The organism is Micromonospora haikouensis, from assembly GCF_900091595.1.
GTDB classification, from domain to species: domain Bacteria; phylum Actinomycetota; class Actinomycetes; order Mycobacteriales; family Micromonosporaceae; genus Micromonospora; species Micromonospora haikouensis.
This window is the reverse complement of record NZ_FMCW01000003.1, coordinates 149,484-168,597: the sequence shown is the minus strand read 5'-3', so window position 1 is coordinate 168,597 and position 19,114 is coordinate 149,484. Positions and strand designations below refer to the sequence as shown.

Genomic DNA, 19,114 nt, shown 5'->3' with positions numbered 1-19,114 from the left:
GTCAGCCCGCGTCAGCGCTCGACCTCGCCCTTGATGAAGGACTCGACGGCGGCGTGCGCGTCGTGGTCGGCGTACTGCACCGGGGGGGACTTCATGAAGTACGACGAGGCCGACAGGATCGGGCCGCCGATCTTGCGGTCCAGGGCGATCTTGGCGGCCCGGACGGCGTCGATGATGACGCCCGCCGAGTTCGGCGAGTCCCACACCTCGAGCTTCAGCTCCGCGTTGAGCGGGGTGTCGCCGAAGGAGCGGCCCTCCAGGCGGATGTAGGCCCACTTGCGGTCGTCGAGCCACGGCACGTGGTCCGACGGGCCGATGTGCACGTCGCTCTTCTGCATCTCGTGCGGGATCTGGGACGTGACCGACTGGGTCTTCGAGATCTTCTTCGAGACCAGCCGGTTGCGCTCCAGCATGTTCATGAAGTCCATGTTGCCGCCGAAGTTGAGCTGGTACGTGCGCAGCAGCTCGACCCCGCGGTCCTCGAACAGCTTCGCGAGGGCCCGGTGCACGATGGTCGCGCCGACCTGGCTCTTGATGTCGTCGCCGACGATCGGCAGGCCCGCGTCGGTGAACTTCTGCGCCCACTCCGGGTCGGAGGCGATGAAGACCGGCAGGGCGTTGACGAACGCGCAGCCGGCGTCGATCGCGGCCTGGGCGTAGAACTTGTCGGCCTGCTCGGAACCGACCGGCAGGTAGGAGACGACGACGTCGACCTGCGCGTCGCGCAGCGCCTTGGCCACGTCGACCGGCTCGGCGTCCGACTCCTCGACGATCTCGCGGTAGTACTGGCCCAGGCCGTCGAAGGTCGGGCCGCGCTGCACGCTGACGCCGGTCGGCGGCACGTCGCAGAGCTTGATCGTGTTGTTCTCGCTGGCGACGATCGCCTCCGCGAGGTCCATGCCCACCTTCTTGGCGTCGACGTCGAACGCCGCGACGAACTCCACGTCCGAGACGTGGTAGTCGCCGAAGGTGACGTGCATGAGACCCGGGACGCGGTCGTTCGGGTCGGCGTTGCGGTAGTACTCCACGCCCTGCACGAGGGACGAGGCGCAGTTACCCACACCGACGATGGCGACGCGGACGGAGCCCATAGCGTCTGCCTCCTTCTTCTTCATCACGGCCGCTCTTTCCTGGACTCTCCAGGCGGAGGCGGGCTGTCGTTATCTCGTCGGCCGCCGGCCGTCCCGGTGTCCGGGACCGTCGGGGCACGGCCGGAGCGCTCGTTGGCGATGAGCTCCTCCAGCCAGCGGACCTCGCGTTCACAGGCGTCGAGGCCGTGGCGCTGAAGTTCCAGGGTGTACGCGTCGAGGCGCTCGGCCGCCCGGCCCAGCACGTCGCGAAGCCCTTCGCGGCGTTCCTCGATCTTGCGGCGGCGGCCCTCCAGGATGCGCAGCCGGGTCGCCTGGTCGGTACGGGCGAAGAACGCGAAGTGCACGCCGAAGCCCGTGTCGTCGTACGTCTCGGGGCCGGCCTGCGCGATCAGCTGGGCGAAGCGTTCCTTGCCCTCCGCAGTGATCTTGTAGACCACCCGCCCCCGGCGGCTGGTCAGTGCGGGGACCTCCTCGGCGGTGGCGGGCGTCTCGTCAGCCTCGGTGATCCACCCGGCCGCCTGCAGTCGGCGCAGGGTGGGGTAGAGCGAGCCGTAGCTGATCGCCGCGCGGATCGCACCCAGCTTGGCCGCGAGCTCCTTGCGGAGTTCGTAGCCGTGCATCGGGGACTCCTGGAGGAGACCGAGGATGGCGAGATCGAGCACGGGCCACCCCTTCTTACCCCCCGACGCGGAGACTCAACCACCGCGATGTATCGGACCGATACATCGCACGTTAGCCGCTCACCAAGGATCAGGGCAAACCCCCACGCCGAATTCTCGGGGTCACCGATTGTGACGGTGGTCGCCTCGCCGCGCCGGACCGCGTACCCTTCTCCGCATGCGTACGCAGCGCCAGGTCGTCGACTACTCGCTCCGGAAGCGGGCGGTGCTGCGTGAACTTCTCGCCGGCCAGGTGGGCACGTACGACGTCTGCGACGCGTCGCCGTACCTGAAGAACGCCGCCCGCTTCCACGGTGAACCCACCGAGGAGCGCTGCCCGATCTGCCGCAGCGAGAACCTCACCCACGTCCACTACATTTACGGGGACGAGCTCAAGCAGTCCGCCGGGCAAGCGCGTACCCTTGCCGAGTTGCCCGTCCTGGCGATGACGCTGCGTGAGTTCCAGGTGTTCGTGGTGGAGGTGTGCCTCGGCTGCAGCTGGAACCACCTCGTCGAGCAGTTCCTGCTGGGCCGGGACGGTCTGGCCGGCGGCGCGGAGAACGGGTCGGACCAGGGCGCGGCTGACGCTTCGGCCGCCACGGCCCCGGGTGCCGGCCCGGCCGTTCGGCGGAGGCGAGAGGCGCAACGGTGAACCCAGCTGACTCGGTTGGCCCGATGTGGAGGAGGCGGGACGGCCGACAGCTCTCAGGACCGATAGGTCCGATTGATCCGGAAGTGATGCCCTCGGCCCGACTCGTTCGGGCGGCGGCGTCCTGTGTTTCAGCTCACGGCAAACCGGTGGCGGCGCGATCGCGTCCCACCGCGACCGGCAGGGTGTGAGGAATGAACTCGTACGGCGATCCCAGCTCCTCGCGCGGGCGGGCCCAGATACCGGGCGCCCACGGCGACCCGGGTGCGGGCCCGGCCGACGCGTACCGTCGCGGCGACGACGCCCGCGGCAGCTGGTCAGAGGGTATGGCACAGCCGGGCCGCGCCTCCGTGCCGCCCCGTGGCCAGGCTGCGGGTGGCCGCGCCTCGGTGGGTGGTTCGGCGGCGGTGCCGCCGCGCGGCACAGGCGCCGCCGGCTCCGCCTCGGTGGGCTCTGCCTCGGTCGGGCGCGCGGGGGCCGGCCGGGCCTCGGTGCCCGTTTCCCCGGCCCCGGGCGGGCCGGCAGCCGGCCGGGCCACCCCGGGCCGCGCCTCGGTGCCGGTCTCCCCGGCACCCGTCTCCCCGGCGGGCCGGGCCTCGGTCGGTGTCGGCTCCGCCGGACGAGCGAGCGTGGGCGCCGCGTCCGTGGGCGCCGCCTCGTACGGCGGCCCCGCCGGCCGCGCCTCCGTTGCCCGCGCGAGCGTCTCCCCGGCCTCCGGCATCGGCGCGCCGCCCGGCGGGGGTGACCGCGGCCCTGGCGGCCGGGGCCCCGATGGCCGGGCGAAGTCGGCGCGGGCCCGCAAGCGCCGGCGGGCGAACATCCTCATCGCCAGCTTCGCCGTCTTTATCATGCTCGCCGGCATCGGCGTGGTCGGCTTCACCTACTACTCGACCAACGTCGTGCTGCCCGAGGACACCACGCCGCCGCAGGCGACGACGCTCTACGCGATGGACAACAAGACCATCATCGCCAAGGTGGGCGAGCAGAACCGCACCCTGGTCACCATCGACCAGATCCCGCAGCACGTGCAGGACGCGGTGGCCGCAGCCGAGGACCGCAACTTCTACCGGCACTCCGGTGTGGACTACAAGGGCATCGCCCGCGCCGCGTGGAACAACGTCTCCGGCGGCGACAAGCAGGGCGCGTCGACGATCACCCAGCAGTACGCCCGCAACGCGTACGACAACCTGAAGGACGACACCTACGCCCGGAAGGTCAAGGAGGCGATCCTCGCCTCCAAGCTGAACGACAAGTACGGCAAGCCGCAGATCATGCAGCACTACCTCAACGTGATCTACTTCGGCCGGGGCGCGTACGGCATCGAGGCGGCGGCGCAGACCTACTTCGGCAAGCCGGCGAAGAGCCTGACCGTCGCCGAGGGTGCGGTGCTCGCCGCGCTGATCAAGCAGCCGGTCGCCAGCGAGACCCACAAGGGGTACGACCCGGCCGTCAACCCGGTCGACGCCAAGTCCCGCTGGGACTACGTCATCAATGGCATGGTCGAGGAGGGTTGGCTGAACGCCCCCGGCAGGCCGGAGCGTCCGACCGAATACCCGAAGAACATCAAGAGCCCCAAGAACGGCGGCGCCGGCATCGACTTCGGCGTGAACACGCCGTACGGCAACGTCATCAACTACGTCAAGGTCGAGATGCGCGAGAAGGGCCTCTGCGTCGACAAGGAGGCGGACGTCACCGACAAGAAGCCGCTCTGCTCGCAGGCGCTGATGGCCGGCGGCTACCGCATCCGCACCACCATCGACACCAAGATCCAGAAGGCGGCGGTCGAGGCCGCCCAGCGCAAGACTAAGGGCTCGGAGCTCGCCGGCCAGCCCAAGAACCTGATGGCGGCGGTCGTCGCCATCGACCCGGAGACCGGGCGCGTCGTCGCCTACTACGGCGGCGACAACGGCACCGGCACCGACTTCGCCGGCAAGAACACCGACCCCAACGGCACCGTCACCGGCGGCCACTCGCCGGGGTCGAGCTTCAAGATCTATACCCTGGCCGCCGCGCTGAAGGCCGGCAAGGCGCTGGAGTCGCGCTGGAAGGGCCGGGGCTTCACCCCCGAGGGCACGAAGTTCAAGGTCAGCAACGCGGGCGTCGACAATCCGTCCTGTGGCAACTCCTGCACCCTGAAGGTCTCCACCCTCAAGTCGCTGAACGTGCCGTTCTACCACGTCACCCAGGAGATCGGGCCGGACAAGGTCATCGACATGGCCAAGCAGGCCGGCGTCACCACGATGTGGCGCACGGACACCGACCCCGCCAAGGCGTACGACCTGACGAAGACCGACCCGAAGGACATCGCGCCGTCGCCGTTCTTCCACGTCGTCGGCTACGGCCAATACCCGATCACGGTCCTCGACCACGCTAACGGCGTCGCCACGTTCGCCAACGAGGGCGTTTACAACAAGGCCCACTTCCTCTACTCGGTGGAGAAGCAGAACGAGACCACCGGCAAGTGGGAGAAGGTCAGCAGCGAGAAGCTCGACCCCAAGCGGCGGATCGACAAGGACGTCGTGGCCGACGTGACCTCGGTGCTGAAGGAATACCCGGGCCAGGTCAACCACCGGCTCGCCGACGGCCGCGAGGCCACCGCCAAGACCGGCACCTGGGAGCTCAAGTCCGACAGCTCGGAGAACGGCGACGCCTGGATGATCGGCTACACGCCGCAGCTCGCCACGGCCGTCTGGGTGGGCAACGTGCAGAAGCGGCTGCCGCTGAAGCTGAAGGACGGCACCAGGGTCAGCGGCGCGAACCTGCCCGGCGGCATCTGGGAGCGGTTCATGAACGACGCCCTCAAGGGCGAGCCGAAGAAGAGCTTCCCGCCAGCCGCGAACATCGGCGACCCGGAGGCGGGCAACGGCGACCCGCCGCCCCCGCCGCCCACCCCGGACCCGCCGGCGTGCAACCCGCTGGACATCTTCTGCCAGAACCCTGGCAACACCCCGACCAACCCGAATAACCCCAACAACCCGGGCGGCGGCCCCGACACGCCGACGAACCCCGGGCCCGGCAACGAGGGGGGCACCGGCGGCGGCCTGCTGCCCACCATCGTGCCCCGCATCCGGGAGTAGCCAGCGCATGTGATGCGAACGGCGGTCGGGCTGGTTGCCCGGCCGCCGTTCGCATGACCCCAGTTTCCCGGTCACCTCGACGATAGGAGCATGACGTGGCAGGTTCAGCACAAACTGCATCGATGATGAACCATGTCACCGTCGGTGTGATGGGCCTGTGACCCGAGTGGACTGGCGGCGTCCGTGAGGAGGGTTCTCCTCGCGGGCGTCGCCCTGCTCTGCCTCACCAGCTGTGGCCTCGACTCGGAGCAGCAGGCGAGAGACGAGGCGACCACCTCGGTCCGGGAGCGCGCCCTGAACGCCCGGCAAGCGGATATGAAACTGCTCACCGATCCGCCCTTCGCGGCGCTGAGCACCGAGAAGCGGTTGAGCGGTCTCGCGGCGGCGGCCGGTGGCGACCGTTACGGAATGGTGTTCGGGCAGCGCGTCACGCAGGGCGGCCGGCTTGAGGTCGATGTCGCCTACGATGCCACCGGTAACGGCGGCGGGTACGTCGCGGCCGTGGTCCACGCCCGGCTCTGCGTCCGGCTGTCGGGCGTGGTGGGCGCCGACCCTCAGGTCGAGATAGCGGACACCCCCTGCGCCGCGTCCTTCGACAGGCAGCTCAACCCGCCTGACCTGATCGTCACCCTGGAGGACTGACCGTTTCGCGTACCGGAATGTTTTGCCCAGGGTGGGACGTGAGGGCCATCGGTACGGGATGATTCCTGTCCATGAGCACCCAGTCGACGGCAGACATGGACGACGCCGGGCCCGGTGACCACCCGTCCCGGTCGGACGGGTTCGTCCGTGGCGCATCCGAGCTGATCGGTGGCCCGCTGGGCGACCACGCGGTGGCGCTGGACCGGCCCGCCGACCGGGAGAGCCGGTTCTGGACGGCCGCCCGGATCGTGCTGGCCCTGGCCTGCCTGACCCTCGCCCTGCACTGGGTGCAGAAGTCCCCCTGTCAGGACGGCGCGTGGCAGAACAACATCCAGTACACGCGGATGTGCTACACCGACGTGCTGGCGCTCTACTACGCCGAGGGGCTCAACGAGGGCAAGGTGCCCTACCGGGACCACCCCGTCGAATACCCGGTGTTGACCGGTTACTTCATGGGTGCCCTCGGGCTGCCGGTGCACGCCCTCGGCGTCGACAACCCGGAGATCAACCAGGGGCAGTGGGCGTACAACGCCAACGCCCTGGTGCTCAGCGCCCTCGCCGTGGCGACCGTCGCGGTCATCCTCGCCCTGCGCCGCCGACGACCCTGGGACGCCGCCCTCTTCGCGCTGGCCCCGGCCCTGTTCCTCACCGCCACCGTCAACTGGGACCTGCTCGCCGTCGGGCTGGCCGCGTTCGGCTTCCTCGCCTGGGCCCGCAGCCGGCCGGCACTGGCCGGGGTGCTGCTCGGCCTGGCCGGCGCGGCCAAGATGTGGCCGCTGTTCGTCCTCGGGCCGATCCTCGTGCTCGCGCTGCGCGCCAACCGGATCCGCGCCGGCCTCACCGCCGTCGGCACGGCGCTCGTCGCCCTCGTCGCGGTCAACCTGCCGGCGGCCGTGCCGTACCGCGACAACTGGGACCGCTTCTTCGAGCTGAACACCACCCGGCCCATCGACTGGGGCACGCTCTGGTACATCGGGCGCTACCTCGACGGCAAGGTCAACACCGGTGGCCCCGGCTCGATGGGGCCCTTCGAGTGGCTCAACGCCAACATCCCCACCCTGAACTGGCTCTCGTACGCCCTGTTCGGGCTGGCCTGCCTCGGCGTCGCGGTGCTGGCCCTGCGTGCGCCGAAGCGGCCCCGGCTGGCGCAGCTCGCCTTCCTCGTCGTCGCCGCGTTCCTCATCTTCAGCAAGGTCTGGTCGCAGCAGTTCGTCCTCTGGCTGCTGCCGCTGGTCGTCCTCGCCCGCCCCAAGTGGGGTGCCTTCATCGCCTGGCAGGTCGCCGAGATCGGCTACTTCGCCGCCTTCTACGGGGAACTGCTCGGCTCGGCGACCAGCCGCCCGGTCTTCCCCGAGGGGGTCTTCGTGCTGGCGGCGACGCTGCGGCTGGGCACCGTCGCGCTGCTCTGCGTGCTGGTCGTGAAGGAGATCCTGCACCCCGAGCGCGACGCGGTGCGGGACACCTACGCCGACGACCCCGACGGCGGGGTGCTCGACGGCGCGCCGGACGCGCCCTGGGTGGACCGGTGGCGACGGCGACCCGAGCCCAGCGAGCCCGCCGCCGTGCCCGCCCCGACGGCGGCCTGACGGCGCTCGGCACGGCCCGGGCTTCCGGCCCGGGCCGGCCGCGTCTCGGGCCCGGCGAGGCAGCCGGGTCCGCCGTCAGAGGCGGAAGACCACCGCGTTGTCGACCTGCTCGCGGGTGATGCCGAGCGCATCGACCGGGGCGTCGATCGTGGTGGCCCACGGCGTGTCGGCGATCTGGTCGCGCAGCACCACCACGTTGCGTACGCCCAGGGCACGCAGGTAGGTCACGCTCGCCTGGTCCGGGAACGTCTCGGTCGCCTTCCGGATCTCGGTCTGCCGCTGCGGGGTGAAGCCGCTGCCGCCGTTGACCACGTCCTGGAACCGACTGGTCGACCACAGCATCACCAACTGGTCCGGGCCCTGGTCGCTGGGCAGCACGAGCAGCGGGCCGTCCACCGACCGCATCGCGGCGGGCTGGACCGGCACCACCGGGTGCGGGGTGACGTTGAGGCCCTCGGCGATCACCAGCAGCAGCGGCAGCACGGTGGCCAGCCGCAGCCACGGGCCCGGCCACGGCGGGACCCGCTCGGCGGCCCACTCGCGCACCCGGATCGCGAAGGCGCTGACCGCCCCGGCGGCGAGCAGCCCGAGCAGCAGCGTCGTCCAGAGCATCATCCGCCCCGGCGTGCGCAGGCCGTTCCAGCCCGGCAGATACTCGAACAGCAGACCGTAGGTGAAGGTGCCGCCGAAGAACCGGGTGCCCATGGCCAGGATCGCCGTCACCACCACCCCGGCGAGCAGCAGCAGCCGGTGCCGCAGCCGCCACACCGAGAAGAACAGCCCGCCCGCCGCCAGCGCGTAGAGCACGAAGCCGGGCAGCAGGGTCATCTCCGGGGAGTTCCAGGGCAACCCGGCGCGCGCCCCCTCGTGCAGCGTGCCCCAGACGCGGGACTCGGCCGGTGCGGTGAAGAAGCCCGCAAGCGGCGGCGAGTAGATGCCGACGTCGTCGAGGGTGCGGGCCGCGTTCGGGTGCAGCTCGGCGACCTTGAAGTAGGGGACGGCCAGCAGGGCGCCCACCCCCGCGAAGAGCAGCGCGCCGACGACGTCGGCGACGAGCAGCCGCACCCCGAACGGCCGCCGCACCGACCGGCGCCGGACGAACCAGGTCACGGTGGCGACGAGCGTCACCACCGCCAGCACGTACGCGAACGGCAGCCCGATGCCGAAGCCCAGGCTGAGCTGCCAGGCGGCCACCACCCACCCGGCGTACGCCCACCCGGCGTGCCGCCGTTCGGGGCGGTAGCCGTCGCGCAGCGACCAGCCGTGCCCGCGGGCCAGCATGGCCAGCGCCAGCGGGATGCCGCCGTTGGAGATGATGTGCAGGTGCCCCGCCTGGGCGAGCAGCCAGGGGGCGTACGCGTAGCCGACCCCGGCCACCGCCGCGCCCGCGCGTCCCGCCCCGAGCTGCCGCGCCAGCGCGTACGCCCCGAGCGTGGCGAGCGCGTGGGCCAGCACGAACATGATGTTGTAGCGGAGCAGGGCCGCCTCGGGACCGGTGCCGATCATGCCGGCCGGGGCGTACCCGAGCAGGGTGTCGGAGAAGGCGAAGCTCCACGGCTCCGGGAAGAACGTGTTGGAGTGCCACAGCTGCGCCGGGTTGGTCAGCAGGATGTGCCCCGACCAGGCCATCTGCCAGGTCTGGAGGCTCGGGTCCCAGTAGTCCTGCGGCAGCGTGTGGCGCGGGTAGCGCAGCGTCGGCCAGGTGAGCGCGACCGCCAGCGCCAGCGAGCCCAGCACGGCCAGGGTCCACTCGTGGACGCCGAAACGGCCGACCGCGCGCAGCCCGCGCCGCAGTCGACCCGGCACCGGCTCCGGGGCGGGGGCGAACGCCTCCCAGCGGTCCGGCTTCCCGCCCTCCTTGCCGCTGCTGTCGTCCTTCGTGCCGTCGCCGTCCCTGGAACCGCTGGCGTCGGCGTCGGTGCCGCCGCCCTTCGCGCTGCCGGCGTCCTCGGTGCCGCCGTCCTTCCCGGGCTCGCCGTCCTTTCGGGCGTCCTGGTCGCCGGAGTTGGTGGCCTTCCCGGTGGTCTCGCCGACGGCCGGCTCGGTCCCGGCTGTCTCGCCCGCGGCCGGCTCCGTGCCGGTGGCGTCCGGCCCGGCCGCGTCCGCCGCGGGGACGCCGGCCGTGGTCGGCTTCGTCGCGGCGGTGGCCTCGTCCGTGGCACCGGACTGCTCGGTCGTCATGCGGTCGGGCTCCCCACGGCGAGTCGGTCGCGTAGGAAGGTGATGTCCGCACCCTGACCGTCCACGCCGCCGGGGGTCTCCACGATCGCCGGGGCGCCCGCCGCGCGGATCACGGCCACCACCAGCTCCGGATCGATGGTGCCGCCGTCGAGGTTGTCGTGCCTGTCCCGCCCCGAACCGAACGTGTCCTTCGAGTTGTTGGCGTGCACCAGGTCGATCCGCCCGGTGATCGCCTTCACGCGGTCGACCAGGTCGAGCAGCTCCTCACCCCCGGCGTGCGCGTGGCAGGTGTCGAGGCAGAAGCCCACCTCGTAGTCGCCGAGCGCGTCCCAGAGCCGGGCCAGCGCGTCGAGGCGTCGGGCGCAGGCGTTGTCCCCACCTGCGGTGTTCTCGATCAGCACCGGCAGGGCGAAGCCCCCGGCGTCCGCCGCGTACGCGAAGGTCTTGCGCCAGTTGTCGAACCCGACCGCCAGGTCGTCGCCCGCGTTGACGTGCCCGCCGTGCACGATCAGGCCCTTCGCGCCGATCTCCGCAGCCGCCGTGGCGTGGCCGAGCAGCAGCTTCCGGCTCGGGATGCGAATCCGGTTGTTCAGCGTCGCCACGTTGATGACGTACGGCGCATGGACGTAGAGGTCGACCTCGGCGGCGCGCAACCGGTCGGCGTCCTCCCTGGGTTTCGGGGCCTTCCAGCCCTGCGGATCGGAGAGGAAGAACTGCACGGCGTCGGCGGCTCGGGCGGTGGCCTCGGACAGCGGGTCGGCGGAATCGACGTGGGCTCCGATACGCATGCAGGCGAGCCTACGTCGAGGCACCGACGTGCGGGGCGACGGAGCGGCCGGGTCGCGGTGTCGGTCGGGTCGCGGTGTCGGTCGGCGGGTCGACCGGTCGTCACCCGGCCGGCCCGCCGGTCGTTGGTCCGGGTGGGATCGACGACGGGCCTTCTGCCGCTCATCGGGCAAAAGTGCTGATTATCTCCACACGTGACGAAATCGTTGTACGGTCGGATAACAACACAAGAAGCTCCGCGGGGCGTTTCGGTCCAACCTCATCGGTGTGGTCGTTCCTCCCCAGGTCCCACCCAAGGAATGCGGACGGGACGCCCCGCGGCCTCGTGACCGGGGGCCAGGGTCGACGCGCGTCGTCGGCCCGGCCCCCGGTTTCCGTATGCGCGCCCCTGCCCGCTGCCGGGTCGCGTCCCGGCGGCGGCGCGGGAACCGCCGACGTCGACCTGCCCGGGCATGATCGTCCGGGCCGGGTATCCTGGTCCGGTTGTCCGCGTCCGGCCGGGTTCCCCCGGTCCGGAGCGGTCACGACGCCAGACCTCCTGCCACGGAAGGACCGTGGCCGCCTAGCCCACAGGAGGTGAGCACGTCTTGCGTCATTACGAGATCATGGTGATCCTCGACCCCAGCCTCGAGGAGCGCACCGTCGCCCCGTCGCTCGACACGTACCTGAACGTGATCCGGACCGCGGGTGGCTCGGTCGAGAAGACCGACGTATGGGGCCGCCGGCGCCTCGCGTACGAGATCAACAAGAAGGCCGAGGGCATCTACGCTGTCGTCGACCTGCAGGCCACGCCTGCGGCGGTGGCCGAGCTGGATCGTCAGCTGCGGCTCAACGAGTCAGTGCTGCGCACCAAGGTCATCCGGCCGGAGACGCGCTAACAGTCCACCCGGTTCACCACCCGGATCAGCCTCATCGAGGTTGTCGTAGGGCCCTGAGAGCCTGTACGGCGAACGATGAGTGCGCGAGGAGATGGTCATGGCAGGAGACACCACCATCACGGTCATCGGCAATCTGACCGATGACCCCGAGTTGCGTTTCACCCCTTCGGGGGCCGCGGTCGCCAAGTTCCGGGTCGCCTCGACGCCCCGGTTCATGGACAAGGCGTCCGGCGAGTGGAAGGACGGCGAGCCGCTGTTCCTCGCGTGCACGGTCTGGCGGCAGGCCGCCGAGCACGTCGCCGAGTCGCTGCAGCGCGGTGCCCGCGTGATCGTGTCGGGCCGGCTGCGTCAGCGGTCCTACGAGACCCGCGAGGGTGAGAAGCGCACCGTCATCGAGCTGGAGGTCGACGAGATCGGCCCGTCCCTGCGCTACGCCACGGCGAAGGTGCAGAAGATGTCCCGCTCCGGTGGCGGCGGCTTCGGCGGTGGCGGTGGTGGCAACCAGGGCGGCGGCGGAGGCAACTTCGACGACCCCTGGGCCTCGGCTGCGCCGGCTCCCTCGCGCGGTGGTTCGGGTGGCGGCAACTTCGACGAGGAGCCTCCGTTCTAATGGCGCCGAGCGCCCGCGATCGCAAACCAGGAGCCCGAGCAATGGCCAAGGCCGCTGCACTTCGCAAACCTAAGAAGAAGGTGAACCCGCTCGACAAGGACGGGATCACGTACATCGATTACAAGGACACCGCGCTGCTGCGCAAGTTCATCTCCGACCGCGGCAAGATCCGCGCTCGGCGGGTGACCGGCGTGACCTCGCAGCAGCAGCGGCAGATCGCCCGCGCGGTCAAGAACGCCCGCGAGATGGCGCTCCTGCCGTACACGGCCACGGCCCGCTGAGAGGAGGCACCGATATGAAGATCATCCTGACTCAGGAGGTGTCCGGCCTCGGTGCCCCGGGCGACATCGTCGAGGTCAAGAACGGCTACGGCCGTAACTACCTGCTCCCGCAGGGCTTCGCGATCGCCTGGACCAAGGGCGCGGAGAAGCAGGTCACGGTCATCAAGCGGGCCCGCTCGGCCCGCGAGATCCGCGACCTCGGCCACGCCAACGAGGTCAAGGCCCAGCTCGAGGGCCTCAAGGTCAGCCTGAAGGCCCGCGCCGGCGACGGCGGGCGGCTCTTCGGCTCGGTCACCCCGGCCGAGATCGTCGACGCCGTCAAGGCGGCCGGCGGCCCGGCCCTCGACCGTCGTCGGCTGGAGACGTCCGGCCACATCAAGTCGCTCGGCGCGTACCCGGTCAGCATCAGGCTGCACCCCGAGGTGACCGCCAAGTTCGACCTGAACGTCGTCCAGGGCTGACACCCGACAGCACCACGCGAAGGGCCCGCACCGGATCGCCGGTGCGGGCCCTTCCGCCTTCGACGGGTGGACGATCCCGCTCGGCCGGCGGACGCAGGCGGACCAGACCGGCCCACCAGGACCGGCGGGCCGCGCCCGGACCGGCTCGACCCGGCGAGCGTGAGCAGACGAACGGCCCGCTCTGCGGCGGAGTGTCGCCGAGGGCCGCGTGCGGCCTCGGTCAGCCGATGGGCTGGCCGGTCACCGCGCTGATCATCACCGTCGACAGCCCGCCGCCGACGACGGCTGCCGCCAGCGCCACCGTCGCCGACCGCCATGTCGTGCCGACGCGCCGCAGCAGCAGCGCGACCAGGAGGCTGCTGGCCAGCGCCAGGCCGAACCGGGGTGCCCCGTTCACCAGCGAGCCGAGGGCGTGCGACCGTGGCGAGTCGCAGCCGCCACCGCTGATGTCCGTCACGCAGCCGGCCGGCACCTGCCCGTCCAGCGTCAGCAGCCAGACGAAGACCAGCACGGCCGGCAGCAGATAGCACGCCGCCGTGTAGACCAACGGCCGGAACGGCCCGCCCGGATCCGGGTCGAGCAGGTCGTCCTCGAGACGACGGCTCCAGGACCTGGCGGGTGCCGACTCCGCCCGCCGACGGGACGGCACGTCCACCGTCCGCGCGCCGCCGACCGGCTCGCCCCTCCGCCGGGCCGGCTCCGCCCGGCGCCGTGGCGCCGACCGCGGCCGGGGGGCGGTGTACGGCACCACCGGTGACCGCGGCGCGGACGCCGGCGCGTCCATCCACCGGGGATCGTCGCCCGCGAGCCGGGTGCCCGACCAGAACCCCTCCACGTGCTCCGGCCAGGACCATCCCTCGATCGAGCCGTCCCCGGACCGGGGCTCCACCGCCCGATCCCACCGCTGCCCGTCGTCGACCCGGCCCCACTGCCCCGTCTCGGTGGTCGACCGTTCCCGCCGCCCGGTCTCCCCGGCCCGGTCCCAGCGGCCGATCTCCCCGGTCTGGTCCCACCGGCCGACGTCCCCGGTCTCCTCCCACCGCCCGGTCTCCCCGGTGCGGTCCCACCGCCCGATGTCGCCGATCTCGCCGGTCTGGTCCCAGCGGGCCGCGCCGTCGGGTGACTCCCACCGGCTCTCGACCGCCGACCGGTCCCACGCGTGCACGCCGGAGGCGTCCCACGGGTCCACCGCCGGCTGATAGGACGGCGCCTCGCCGCTGGTCTCCGGCGCGTCCGCGGAGCCCCGCTCCCACGGATCCACGGCCGGTCGGGCGGACCAGGAATCCGCGCCCGCCCGGCGGCTGCGGCGGGTCCGCCGCCCTTCGCCCTCCGTCGCGTCCGCGCCGGTCGCGGTGCCCACGTCCTCCAGGCCCGACCAGACCACCTGGGGACGGCGCGACGACGACCGACGGGGGCGGGCCGCCCGCGCCGCGCCCGACACCGGATCGTCCTCGTCGGCCCGCCTGCTGCCCACGTAACCCTCGTTGCGGGAAGCCTCGTCGCGCCAGCCACCGGGCCGCTCGGGTTCCGGGGCCGCGCCGATCGCCGGCACGTCCCGCCATCCGCCGGGCCGCTCCCGCTCGGGGGCCGCGCCGATCGCGGGCACGTCGCGCCAGCCACCGGGCCGCTCCCGCTCGGGGGCCGCCTCGATCGCGGGCACGTCCCGCCACGTCGTCTCGCTGACGCGCCGCCAACTGGTGGTCGTCTCGGTGGTGCGCCAGCCCGAGCCCGAGCGGGGCCGGACGTCGTCGTCATCGTCGTCGGGGGCCGCGTGTCGACCCCCGCCGTCGGCCCGCTCGACACCCGAGTCCAGCGCCCACCGCGGCAGGTAGGTCTCGACCGGCTCCTGCTGACCACGGCGCGCGGCCCGGCGGCGGCTCGGGGTGCGGTAGCGCTCGACGGCCGAGCTGGGCGGGTCGACCGGAGGCTGGTCGCCGGAGGCGTCCCACGGGCGGCTCGCCTGCCACTCGCGCGGGCTGCCCTCCCCGCGTCCCCAGTCCCGGTGTCTCACGGCCGGAGCGTGACCCTTCTGAACCGAAAGTGCAATCCGCTGTCCAGGTGTAGCCGTTTGCAGGAGATAGTACGGGACGAAGCGCCCGGGAAGCTCACCAGAAATTTCTCCTCCACAGGGTGGGGACGACGTTCGTGCAGGTCACGGCGTTTCGCGCCAGAATTCCCCAACAGTTATCCACAACCTGTGCACACCCTGCGCACATGTTGTCCACCGGCGTCCACAGGTTGTCCCAAGGCTCGTCCACCGGCCTGGTTGAGTCGCTGACCTCGGGTTCCGTATGGTTGCCTCTCGGCCGACGGTGCGATGACCCCCCGATCGACCCGACCGGTCCGATCGGACGTCGTCGTGCCCGGCGGCGGAGCGGTAGTCCATGCCGACGCAGCGGAGGGGGGATCCCGTGTCGGTCACCGACGACATGCGGACGGAACCACGGGGCGGCGGCCAGCCACCGGCACCCGCGCAGCGGGACGGCCAGTTCGAGAAGACCCCACCCCAGGACGTCGCCGCGGAGCAGTGCGTCCTCGGCGGCATGCTGCTGTCCAAGGACGCCATCGCCGACGTCGTCGAGATCCTGAAGTCCACCGACTTCTACCGACCGGTGCACGCCACGATCTTCGACGCCATCCTCGACATCTACGGCCGGGGCGAGCCCGCCGACGCGATCACGGTGGCCGCCGCCCTGGCCGACTCGGGCGACCTCGCCCGCATCGGCGGCGCGCCCTACCTGCACACCCTCATCGCGACGGTCCCCACCGCCGCCAACGCCGCCTACTACGCCCGCATTGTCGGGGAGCGGGCCGTGCTCCGCCGCCTCGTCGAGGCCGGCACCAAGATCGTGCAGCTCGGGTACGGCACCGGCAACAACGGCAGCCGCGACGTCGACGACATCGTCGACCTCGCGCAGCAGGCGGTCTACGAGATCACCGAGCGCCGGGTCAGCGAGGACTTCGCCATCCTCGCGGACATGCTCCAGCCGACCCTCGACGAGATCGAGGCGGTGGGCGCCCAGGGCGGCGTCATGACCGGCGTGCCGACCGGCTTCACCGACCTCGACCGGCTGCTCAACGGCCTGCACCCCGGCCAGCTGATCATCGTGGCCGGCCGGCCCGGTCTGGGCAAGGCGCTCGCGCTCGACACCCCGCTGCCCACCCCCGACGGCTGGACCACGATGGGCGAGGTGACGGTCGGTGATCGGCTTCTCGCCGCGGACGGCACCCCGACCACCGTCACGGCCGCCTTCGAGGTGCGGCACGACCGCCCCTGCTACGAGGTCGAGTTCTCCGACGGCTCGGTCGTCGTGGCCGACGCCGAGCACCTGTGGCGGACCACCGCCGCCCAGGACGCGGTGACGACCGCCCGGATCGCCGCCACGCTGCACACCGACGCGGCGGGCCGGCAACCCCGCCACGCCGTCGACAACTGCGCGCCGCTGCGGCTGCCCGAGCGGGATCTCGCCGTCGCGCCGTACCCCCTCGGGGTGGGCGTCGGCGAGGGCAGCGCCGAGCCGCACCTCCCGCCGGAGTACCTCCGCGCGTCGGAGGACCAGCGCCGGGAACTGCTCGCGGGCCTGATGGACGCCGCCGGGACGGTGCGCCCCGACGGGACCCTCCGGTACGTTTCGACCTCCCGTCGGTTGACCGGCTGCGTCCGGGAACTCGTGGTCGGCCTCGGCTACCAGTGCACCGTCGACGAGCAGCCGGCACGGGAGGGCTCGCCCGCCGCGTACACCGTGGACTTCTCGACGCCCGACACCGTCTTCCGCCTGGCGGACAGGCGGGCGGCGCACGCCGCGCGGCGGCGGACGGCCCCGGACGCCCGCGCCCGGTTCATCGTCGACGTGCGGCCGGTGCCGAGCGTCCCGGTCCGCTGCGTGACGGTGGACAACCCGGACCACCTCTACCTGGCCGGCCGGTCCATGATCCCGACGCACAACAGCACCGCGAGCATGGACTTCGCCCGGAACGCGGCCATCCGGGCCAACCAGGCGTCGGCGATCTTCTCGCTGGAAATGAGCAAGGTCGAGATCGTCATGCGACTGCTCTCGGCGGAGGCCCGCGTCCCGCTGCACGTGCTGCGCAGCGGCCAGCTCTCCGACGACGACTGGACCAAGCTGGCCCGCTGCATGGGTGAGATCAGCGAGGCGCCGCTCTTCGTCGACGACACGCCGAGCATGAACCTGATGGAGATCCGGGCGAAGGCGCGTCGGCTCAAGCAGAAGCACGACCTGAAGCTGATCGTCGTCGACTATCTCCAGCTCATGACGTCGCCGAAGCGCACCGAGAGCCGGCAGCAGGAGGTCGCGGACCTGTCCCGTGGCCTCAAGCTGCTGGCCAAGGAGGTCGAGTGCCCGGTGATCGCGGTGAGCCAGCTGAACCGTGGCCCGGAACAGCGTACGGACAAACGACCGCAGCTGTCCGATCTGCGCGAATCTGGGTCAATTGAACAAGATGCTGACGTAGTAATACTTTTGCACCGGGACGACTACTACGACAAGGAGTCGCCGCGCGCCGGGGAGGCGGACCTGATTGTTGCTAAGCACAGGAATGGTCCTACGGACACCATTACTGTTGCTGCTCAGTTGCACCTCTCGCGATTCGTTGATATGGCTATAGTGTGACCGAGTTGATTGTCCGCCTGACCGAGTCGCAGAAGGTCGAGTTGGTCAATAGGGCGGCTTCGGGTGAGAGTCTCACAAGCCTGGCCGAGTGCTATGGCATAAGCCGGCAGGCGGTGCGAGGGATTCTCCGGCGCCGGGGCGTGCCGCCCCGGGTGGTCGGCAAGCTCAGTGAGGCTCAGCGAAGTGAGGTCGTCCAACGGTACCTGGACGGCTCTTCAATTGCGAATATTGCAGCTGCTTTCGGTGTGAGTGAGCCTGCCGTGCGAGGGCTGCTGGTTCGCCGCAATGTATTACTTCGCAAGGTTGTGCATGCGCTTCGACACGATGCTTTCGACTACCTGAACCCGGATGCTTGTTACTGGATTGGGTTTATCTTTGCTGACGGGTCGGTGGGATACCGTCCTGGCTACTTGCCTCAAGTCTCGGTGGGACTTGCTGAGCGCGACCGCAGGCACCTGGTCGCCCTGCGTGAGTTTCTCGGCTCCACCGCCAGCATCTCCGGACCCAGCATCACGCATGGATCGTGCCAGTTCTCCGTTCGGTCGGCTCGACTGGCGGATCGTCTCATCGAGCTCGGCAGGTATCAGGGAGGTGTTGATCAGCGTCTGGTTGAATCCCGTGACTTCTGGCGGGGTGTGGTTGATGGGGACGGTTCGATCGGAATCTATCAAACGGCACGGGGTCCCTTGGCTCAGTTTAGGTTGGTCGGATCGCGCCGAATCCTCGAACCGTTCACGGAATTTGTCCTGTTGCGAGGGTTGAGCCGTCTCTCCGTGCGACCCCATAAGGCGATCTACACGGTTGGCACAACTCGCGGAGGGGCTGAAAGGATAATCCGCCTACTGTACGAGGATGCAAGATTGGCGCTTCATCGTAAGGCGGAGATGGCTGCCCGGATTTTGGACGGAAGATCCCGGAGTGAGTGAGCGGCGAATCGCCGCTGTGTAATGAGCAGGGGGCTTCTTGGAATCGTCGGACGGGCGTGTTCGGCGGAGCGGGGTCACGACACGGTGATCCCCGCGCACGCCTGCGCCAGCGCCTCGGGGGATGAAACGGCCGTCTGACGGCAGCCTCGCACGCCGGGCGGTGAACGGCAGGTCGGCGACGTGGGGCGCTCACCGGGATCGGATCTGCCCCCCACGCCGCCGACACGGCGGTCGCCTGAACGGGTCAGTCGAAGAGTTCGCCGAGGAAGCCGCCGTGGTGCTTCTTACGGCGGTAGTGGCCGTGGTAGCCGTAGTGCGGCTGGGCGTGCCCGCCGTACGCGGGGGCGGGCGGCGGGTAGCCGTGCGTCGGGGGCGGCGGCGGGGGCGGGGGCACCGCGCCGTAGCCCGGCTGGGGGGCGGGAGGTGGAGGCGGCGGGTATGCGCCGGGCGCCTGCGCCGGCCGGGCCTGGTTCGGGGCGCCCGCCGACTGCTGCCGGTTCCAGTTCGCCTCGGCCTCGAACAGCTTCTCCAGTTCGCCGCGGTCGAGGAAGATCCCCCGACATTCGCCGCACTGGTCGATGACGACTCCGCTGCGCTCGTACTGGCGCATGTCTCCGTGACACTTGGGACAGGTGAGCTGCATTACCCGAAGGTAC

At 71.0% G+C, this 19,114-nt stretch carries 16 protein-coding genes; 10 read left to right on the top strand and 6 right to left on the bottom strand.

The window, feature by feature from the left end:
- Positions 1–11 precede the first annotated feature (11 nt).
- Together GA0070558_RS04285 and GA0070558_RS04280 are read right to left on the bottom strand one after the other, a co-directional pair.
- Positions 12–1,091, bottom strand: coding sequence for an inositol-3-phosphate synthase (locus GA0070558_RS04285; RefSeq protein ID WP_091275956.1), 1,080 nt, complete (start codon positions 1,089–1,091; stop codon positions 12–14).
- A 23-nt stretch (positions 1,092–1,114) separates the two neighbouring features.
- Complete coding sequence (locus GA0070558_RS04280; RefSeq protein WP_043960972.1) at positions 1,115–1,753, bottom strand: PadR family transcriptional regulator; 639 nt, start codon at positions 1,751–1,753, stop codon at positions 1,115–1,117.
- 175 nt (positions 1,754–1,928) lie between these two features.
- Here GA0070558_RS04280 and GA0070558_RS04275 point away from each other — a divergent pair, with 175 nt between their 5' ends.
- The 4 genes from GA0070558_RS04275 to GA0070558_RS04260 all read left to right on the top strand — a co-directional run bounded on the left by GA0070558_RS04275 (position 1,929) and on the right by GA0070558_RS04260 (position 7,704).
- Positions 1,929–2,402: a DUF5318 domain-containing protein gene (locus GA0070558_RS04275; RefSeq protein ID WP_091275953.1), complete on the top strand. Its 474-nt coding sequence runs from the start codon at positions 1,929–1,931 to the stop codon at positions 2,400–2,402.
- A 191-nt stretch (positions 2,403–2,593) separates the two neighbouring features.
- Positions 2,594–5,476 carry a transglycosylase domain-containing protein gene (locus GA0070558_RS04270; protein WP_091275950.1) on the top strand — a complete coding sequence of 961 codons (2,883 nt, stop codon included), beginning with the start codon at positions 2,594–2,596 and terminating at the stop codon, positions 5,474–5,476.
- A 315-nt stretch (positions 5,477–5,791) separates the two neighbouring features.
- The gene (locus GA0070558_RS04265; RefSeq protein WP_141722159.1) at positions 5,792–6,118 is read left to right on the top strand and encodes a hypothetical protein; all 327 of its coding nucleotides are present in this window, start codon (positions 5,792–5,794) and stop codon (positions 6,116–6,118) included.
- 71 nt (positions 6,119–6,189) lie between these two features.
- A complete protein-coding gene (locus GA0070558_RS04260) occupies positions 6,190–7,704 on the top strand; it encodes a glycosyltransferase family 87 protein (protein WP_091275942.1) in 1,515 nt (504 codons plus the stop codon).
- Positions 7,705–7,779: 75 nt separating this feature from the next.
- Here GA0070558_RS04260 and GA0070558_RS04255 read toward each other — a convergent pair whose 3' ends face one another.
- Together GA0070558_RS04255 and GA0070558_RS04250 are read right to left on the bottom strand one after the other, a co-directional pair.
- Entirely contained in the window at positions 7,780–9,885 is a 2,106-nt protein-coding gene (locus GA0070558_RS04255) for a hypothetical protein (protein ID WP_256091761.1), read from the bottom strand.
- Entirely contained in the window at positions 9,882–10,673 is a 792-nt protein-coding gene (locus GA0070558_RS04250; RefSeq protein WP_091275939.1) for a deoxyribonuclease IV, read from the bottom strand. The genes GA0070558_RS04255 and GA0070558_RS04250 overlap by 4 nt, the downstream gene beginning before the upstream one ends.
- Before the next feature lie 585 nt (positions 10,674–11,258).
- Here GA0070558_RS04250 and rpsF point away from each other — a divergent pair.
- The 4 genes from rpsF to rplI all read left to right on the top strand — a co-directional run bounded on the left by rpsF (position 11,259) and on the right by rplI (position 12,901).
- Positions 11,259–11,549, top strand: a complete 291-nt coding sequence (gene rpsF, locus GA0070558_RS04245) for a 30S ribosomal protein S6 (protein WP_043960965.1) — start codon at positions 11,259–11,261, stop codon at positions 11,547–11,549.
- A 79-nt stretch (positions 11,550–11,628) separates the two neighbouring features.
- Entirely contained in the window at positions 11,629–12,159 is a 531-nt protein-coding gene (locus GA0070558_RS04240) for a single-stranded DNA-binding protein (protein WP_176734099.1), read from the top strand.
- A gap of 41 nt (positions 12,160–12,200) precedes the next feature.
- A complete protein-coding gene (gene rpsR, locus GA0070558_RS04235) occupies positions 12,201–12,440 on the top strand; it encodes a 30S ribosomal protein S18 (protein WP_007073789.1) in 240 nt (79 codons plus the stop codon).
- Between the two features lie 14 nt (positions 12,441–12,454).
- Positions 12,455–12,901 carry a 50S ribosomal protein L9 gene (gene rplI / locus GA0070558_RS04230; protein ID WP_077935333.1) on the top strand — a complete coding sequence of 149 codons (447 nt, stop codon included), beginning with the start codon at positions 12,455–12,457 and terminating at the stop codon, positions 12,899–12,901.
- 220 nt (positions 12,902–13,121) lie between these two features.
- Here the strand turns inward: rplI and GA0070558_RS33260 are convergent, their stop codons facing one another.
- Complete coding sequence (locus GA0070558_RS33260) at positions 13,122–14,912, bottom strand: hypothetical protein (protein WP_091275936.1); 1,791 nt, start codon at positions 14,910–14,912, stop codon at positions 13,122–13,124.
- A 400-nt stretch (positions 14,913–15,312) separates the two neighbouring features.
- Between GA0070558_RS33260 and dnaB the strand changes: the two genes are divergently transcribed.
- Together dnaB and GA0070558_RS04215 are read left to right on the top strand one after the other, a co-directional pair.
- Positions 15,313–17,532: a replicative DNA helicase gene (gene dnaB, locus GA0070558_RS04220; RefSeq protein WP_218106961.1), complete on the top strand. Its 2,220-nt coding sequence runs from the start codon at positions 15,313–15,315 to the stop codon at positions 17,530–17,532.
- Positions 17,529–18,458, top strand: a complete 930-nt coding sequence (locus GA0070558_RS04215) for a sigma-70 region 4 domain-containing protein (protein WP_091275932.1) — start codon at positions 17,529–17,531, stop codon at positions 18,456–18,458. The genes dnaB and GA0070558_RS04215 overlap by 4 nt, the downstream gene beginning before the upstream one ends.
- Before the next feature lie 244 nt (positions 18,459–18,702).
- Here GA0070558_RS04215 and GA0070558_RS04210 read toward each other — a convergent pair whose 3' ends face one another.
- On the bottom strand, positions 18,703–19,101 hold the full coding sequence (locus GA0070558_RS04210) for a TFIIB-type zinc ribbon-containing protein (protein WP_091275929.1): 399 nt from the start codon (positions 19,099–19,101) through the stop codon (positions 18,703–18,705).
- Positions 19,102–19,114 lie beyond the last annotated feature (13 nt).

Bases quoted from the DNA above. Each gene is read 5' to 3' on its own strand.
- GA0070558_RS04260 (WP_091275942.1), top strand. From the start codon at position 6,190: ATGAGCACCCAGTCGACGGCAGACATGGACGACGCCGGGCCCGGTGAC.
- GA0070558_RS04270 (WP_091275950.1), top strand. From the start codon at position 2,594: ATGAACTCGTACGGCGATCCCAGCTCCTCGCGCGGGCGGGCCCAGATA.
- GA0070558_RS04210 (WP_091275929.1), bottom strand. From the start codon at position 19,101: ATGCAGCTCACCTGTCCCAAGTGTCACGGAGACATGCGCCAGTACGAG.
- GA0070558_RS04255 (WP_256091761.1), bottom strand. From the start codon at position 9,885: ATGACGACCGAGCAGTCCGGTGCCACGGACGAGGCCACCGCCGCGACG.
- GA0070558_RS04265 (WP_141722159.1), top strand. From the start codon at position 5,792: ATGAAACTGCTCACCGATCCGCCCTTCGCGGCGCTGAGCACCGAGAAG.
- GA0070558_RS04250 (WP_091275939.1), bottom strand. From the start codon at position 10,673: ATGCGTATCGGAGCCCACGTCGATTCCGCCGACCCGCTGTCCGAGGCC.
- rplI (WP_077935333.1), top strand. From the start codon at position 12,455: ATGAAGATCATCCTGACTCAGGAGGTGTCCGGCCTCGGTGCCCCGGGC.
- rpsR (WP_007073789.1), top strand. From the start codon at position 12,201: ATGGCCAAGGCCGCTGCACTTCGCAAACCTAAGAAGAAGGTGAACCCG.
- GA0070558_RS04275 (WP_091275953.1), top strand. From the start codon at position 1,929: ATGCGTACGCAGCGCCAGGTCGTCGACTACTCGCTCCGGAAGCGGGCG.
- GA0070558_RS04285 (WP_091275956.1), bottom strand. From the start codon at position 1,091: ATGGGCTCCGTCCGCGTCGCCATCGTCGGTGTGGGTAACTGCGCCTCG.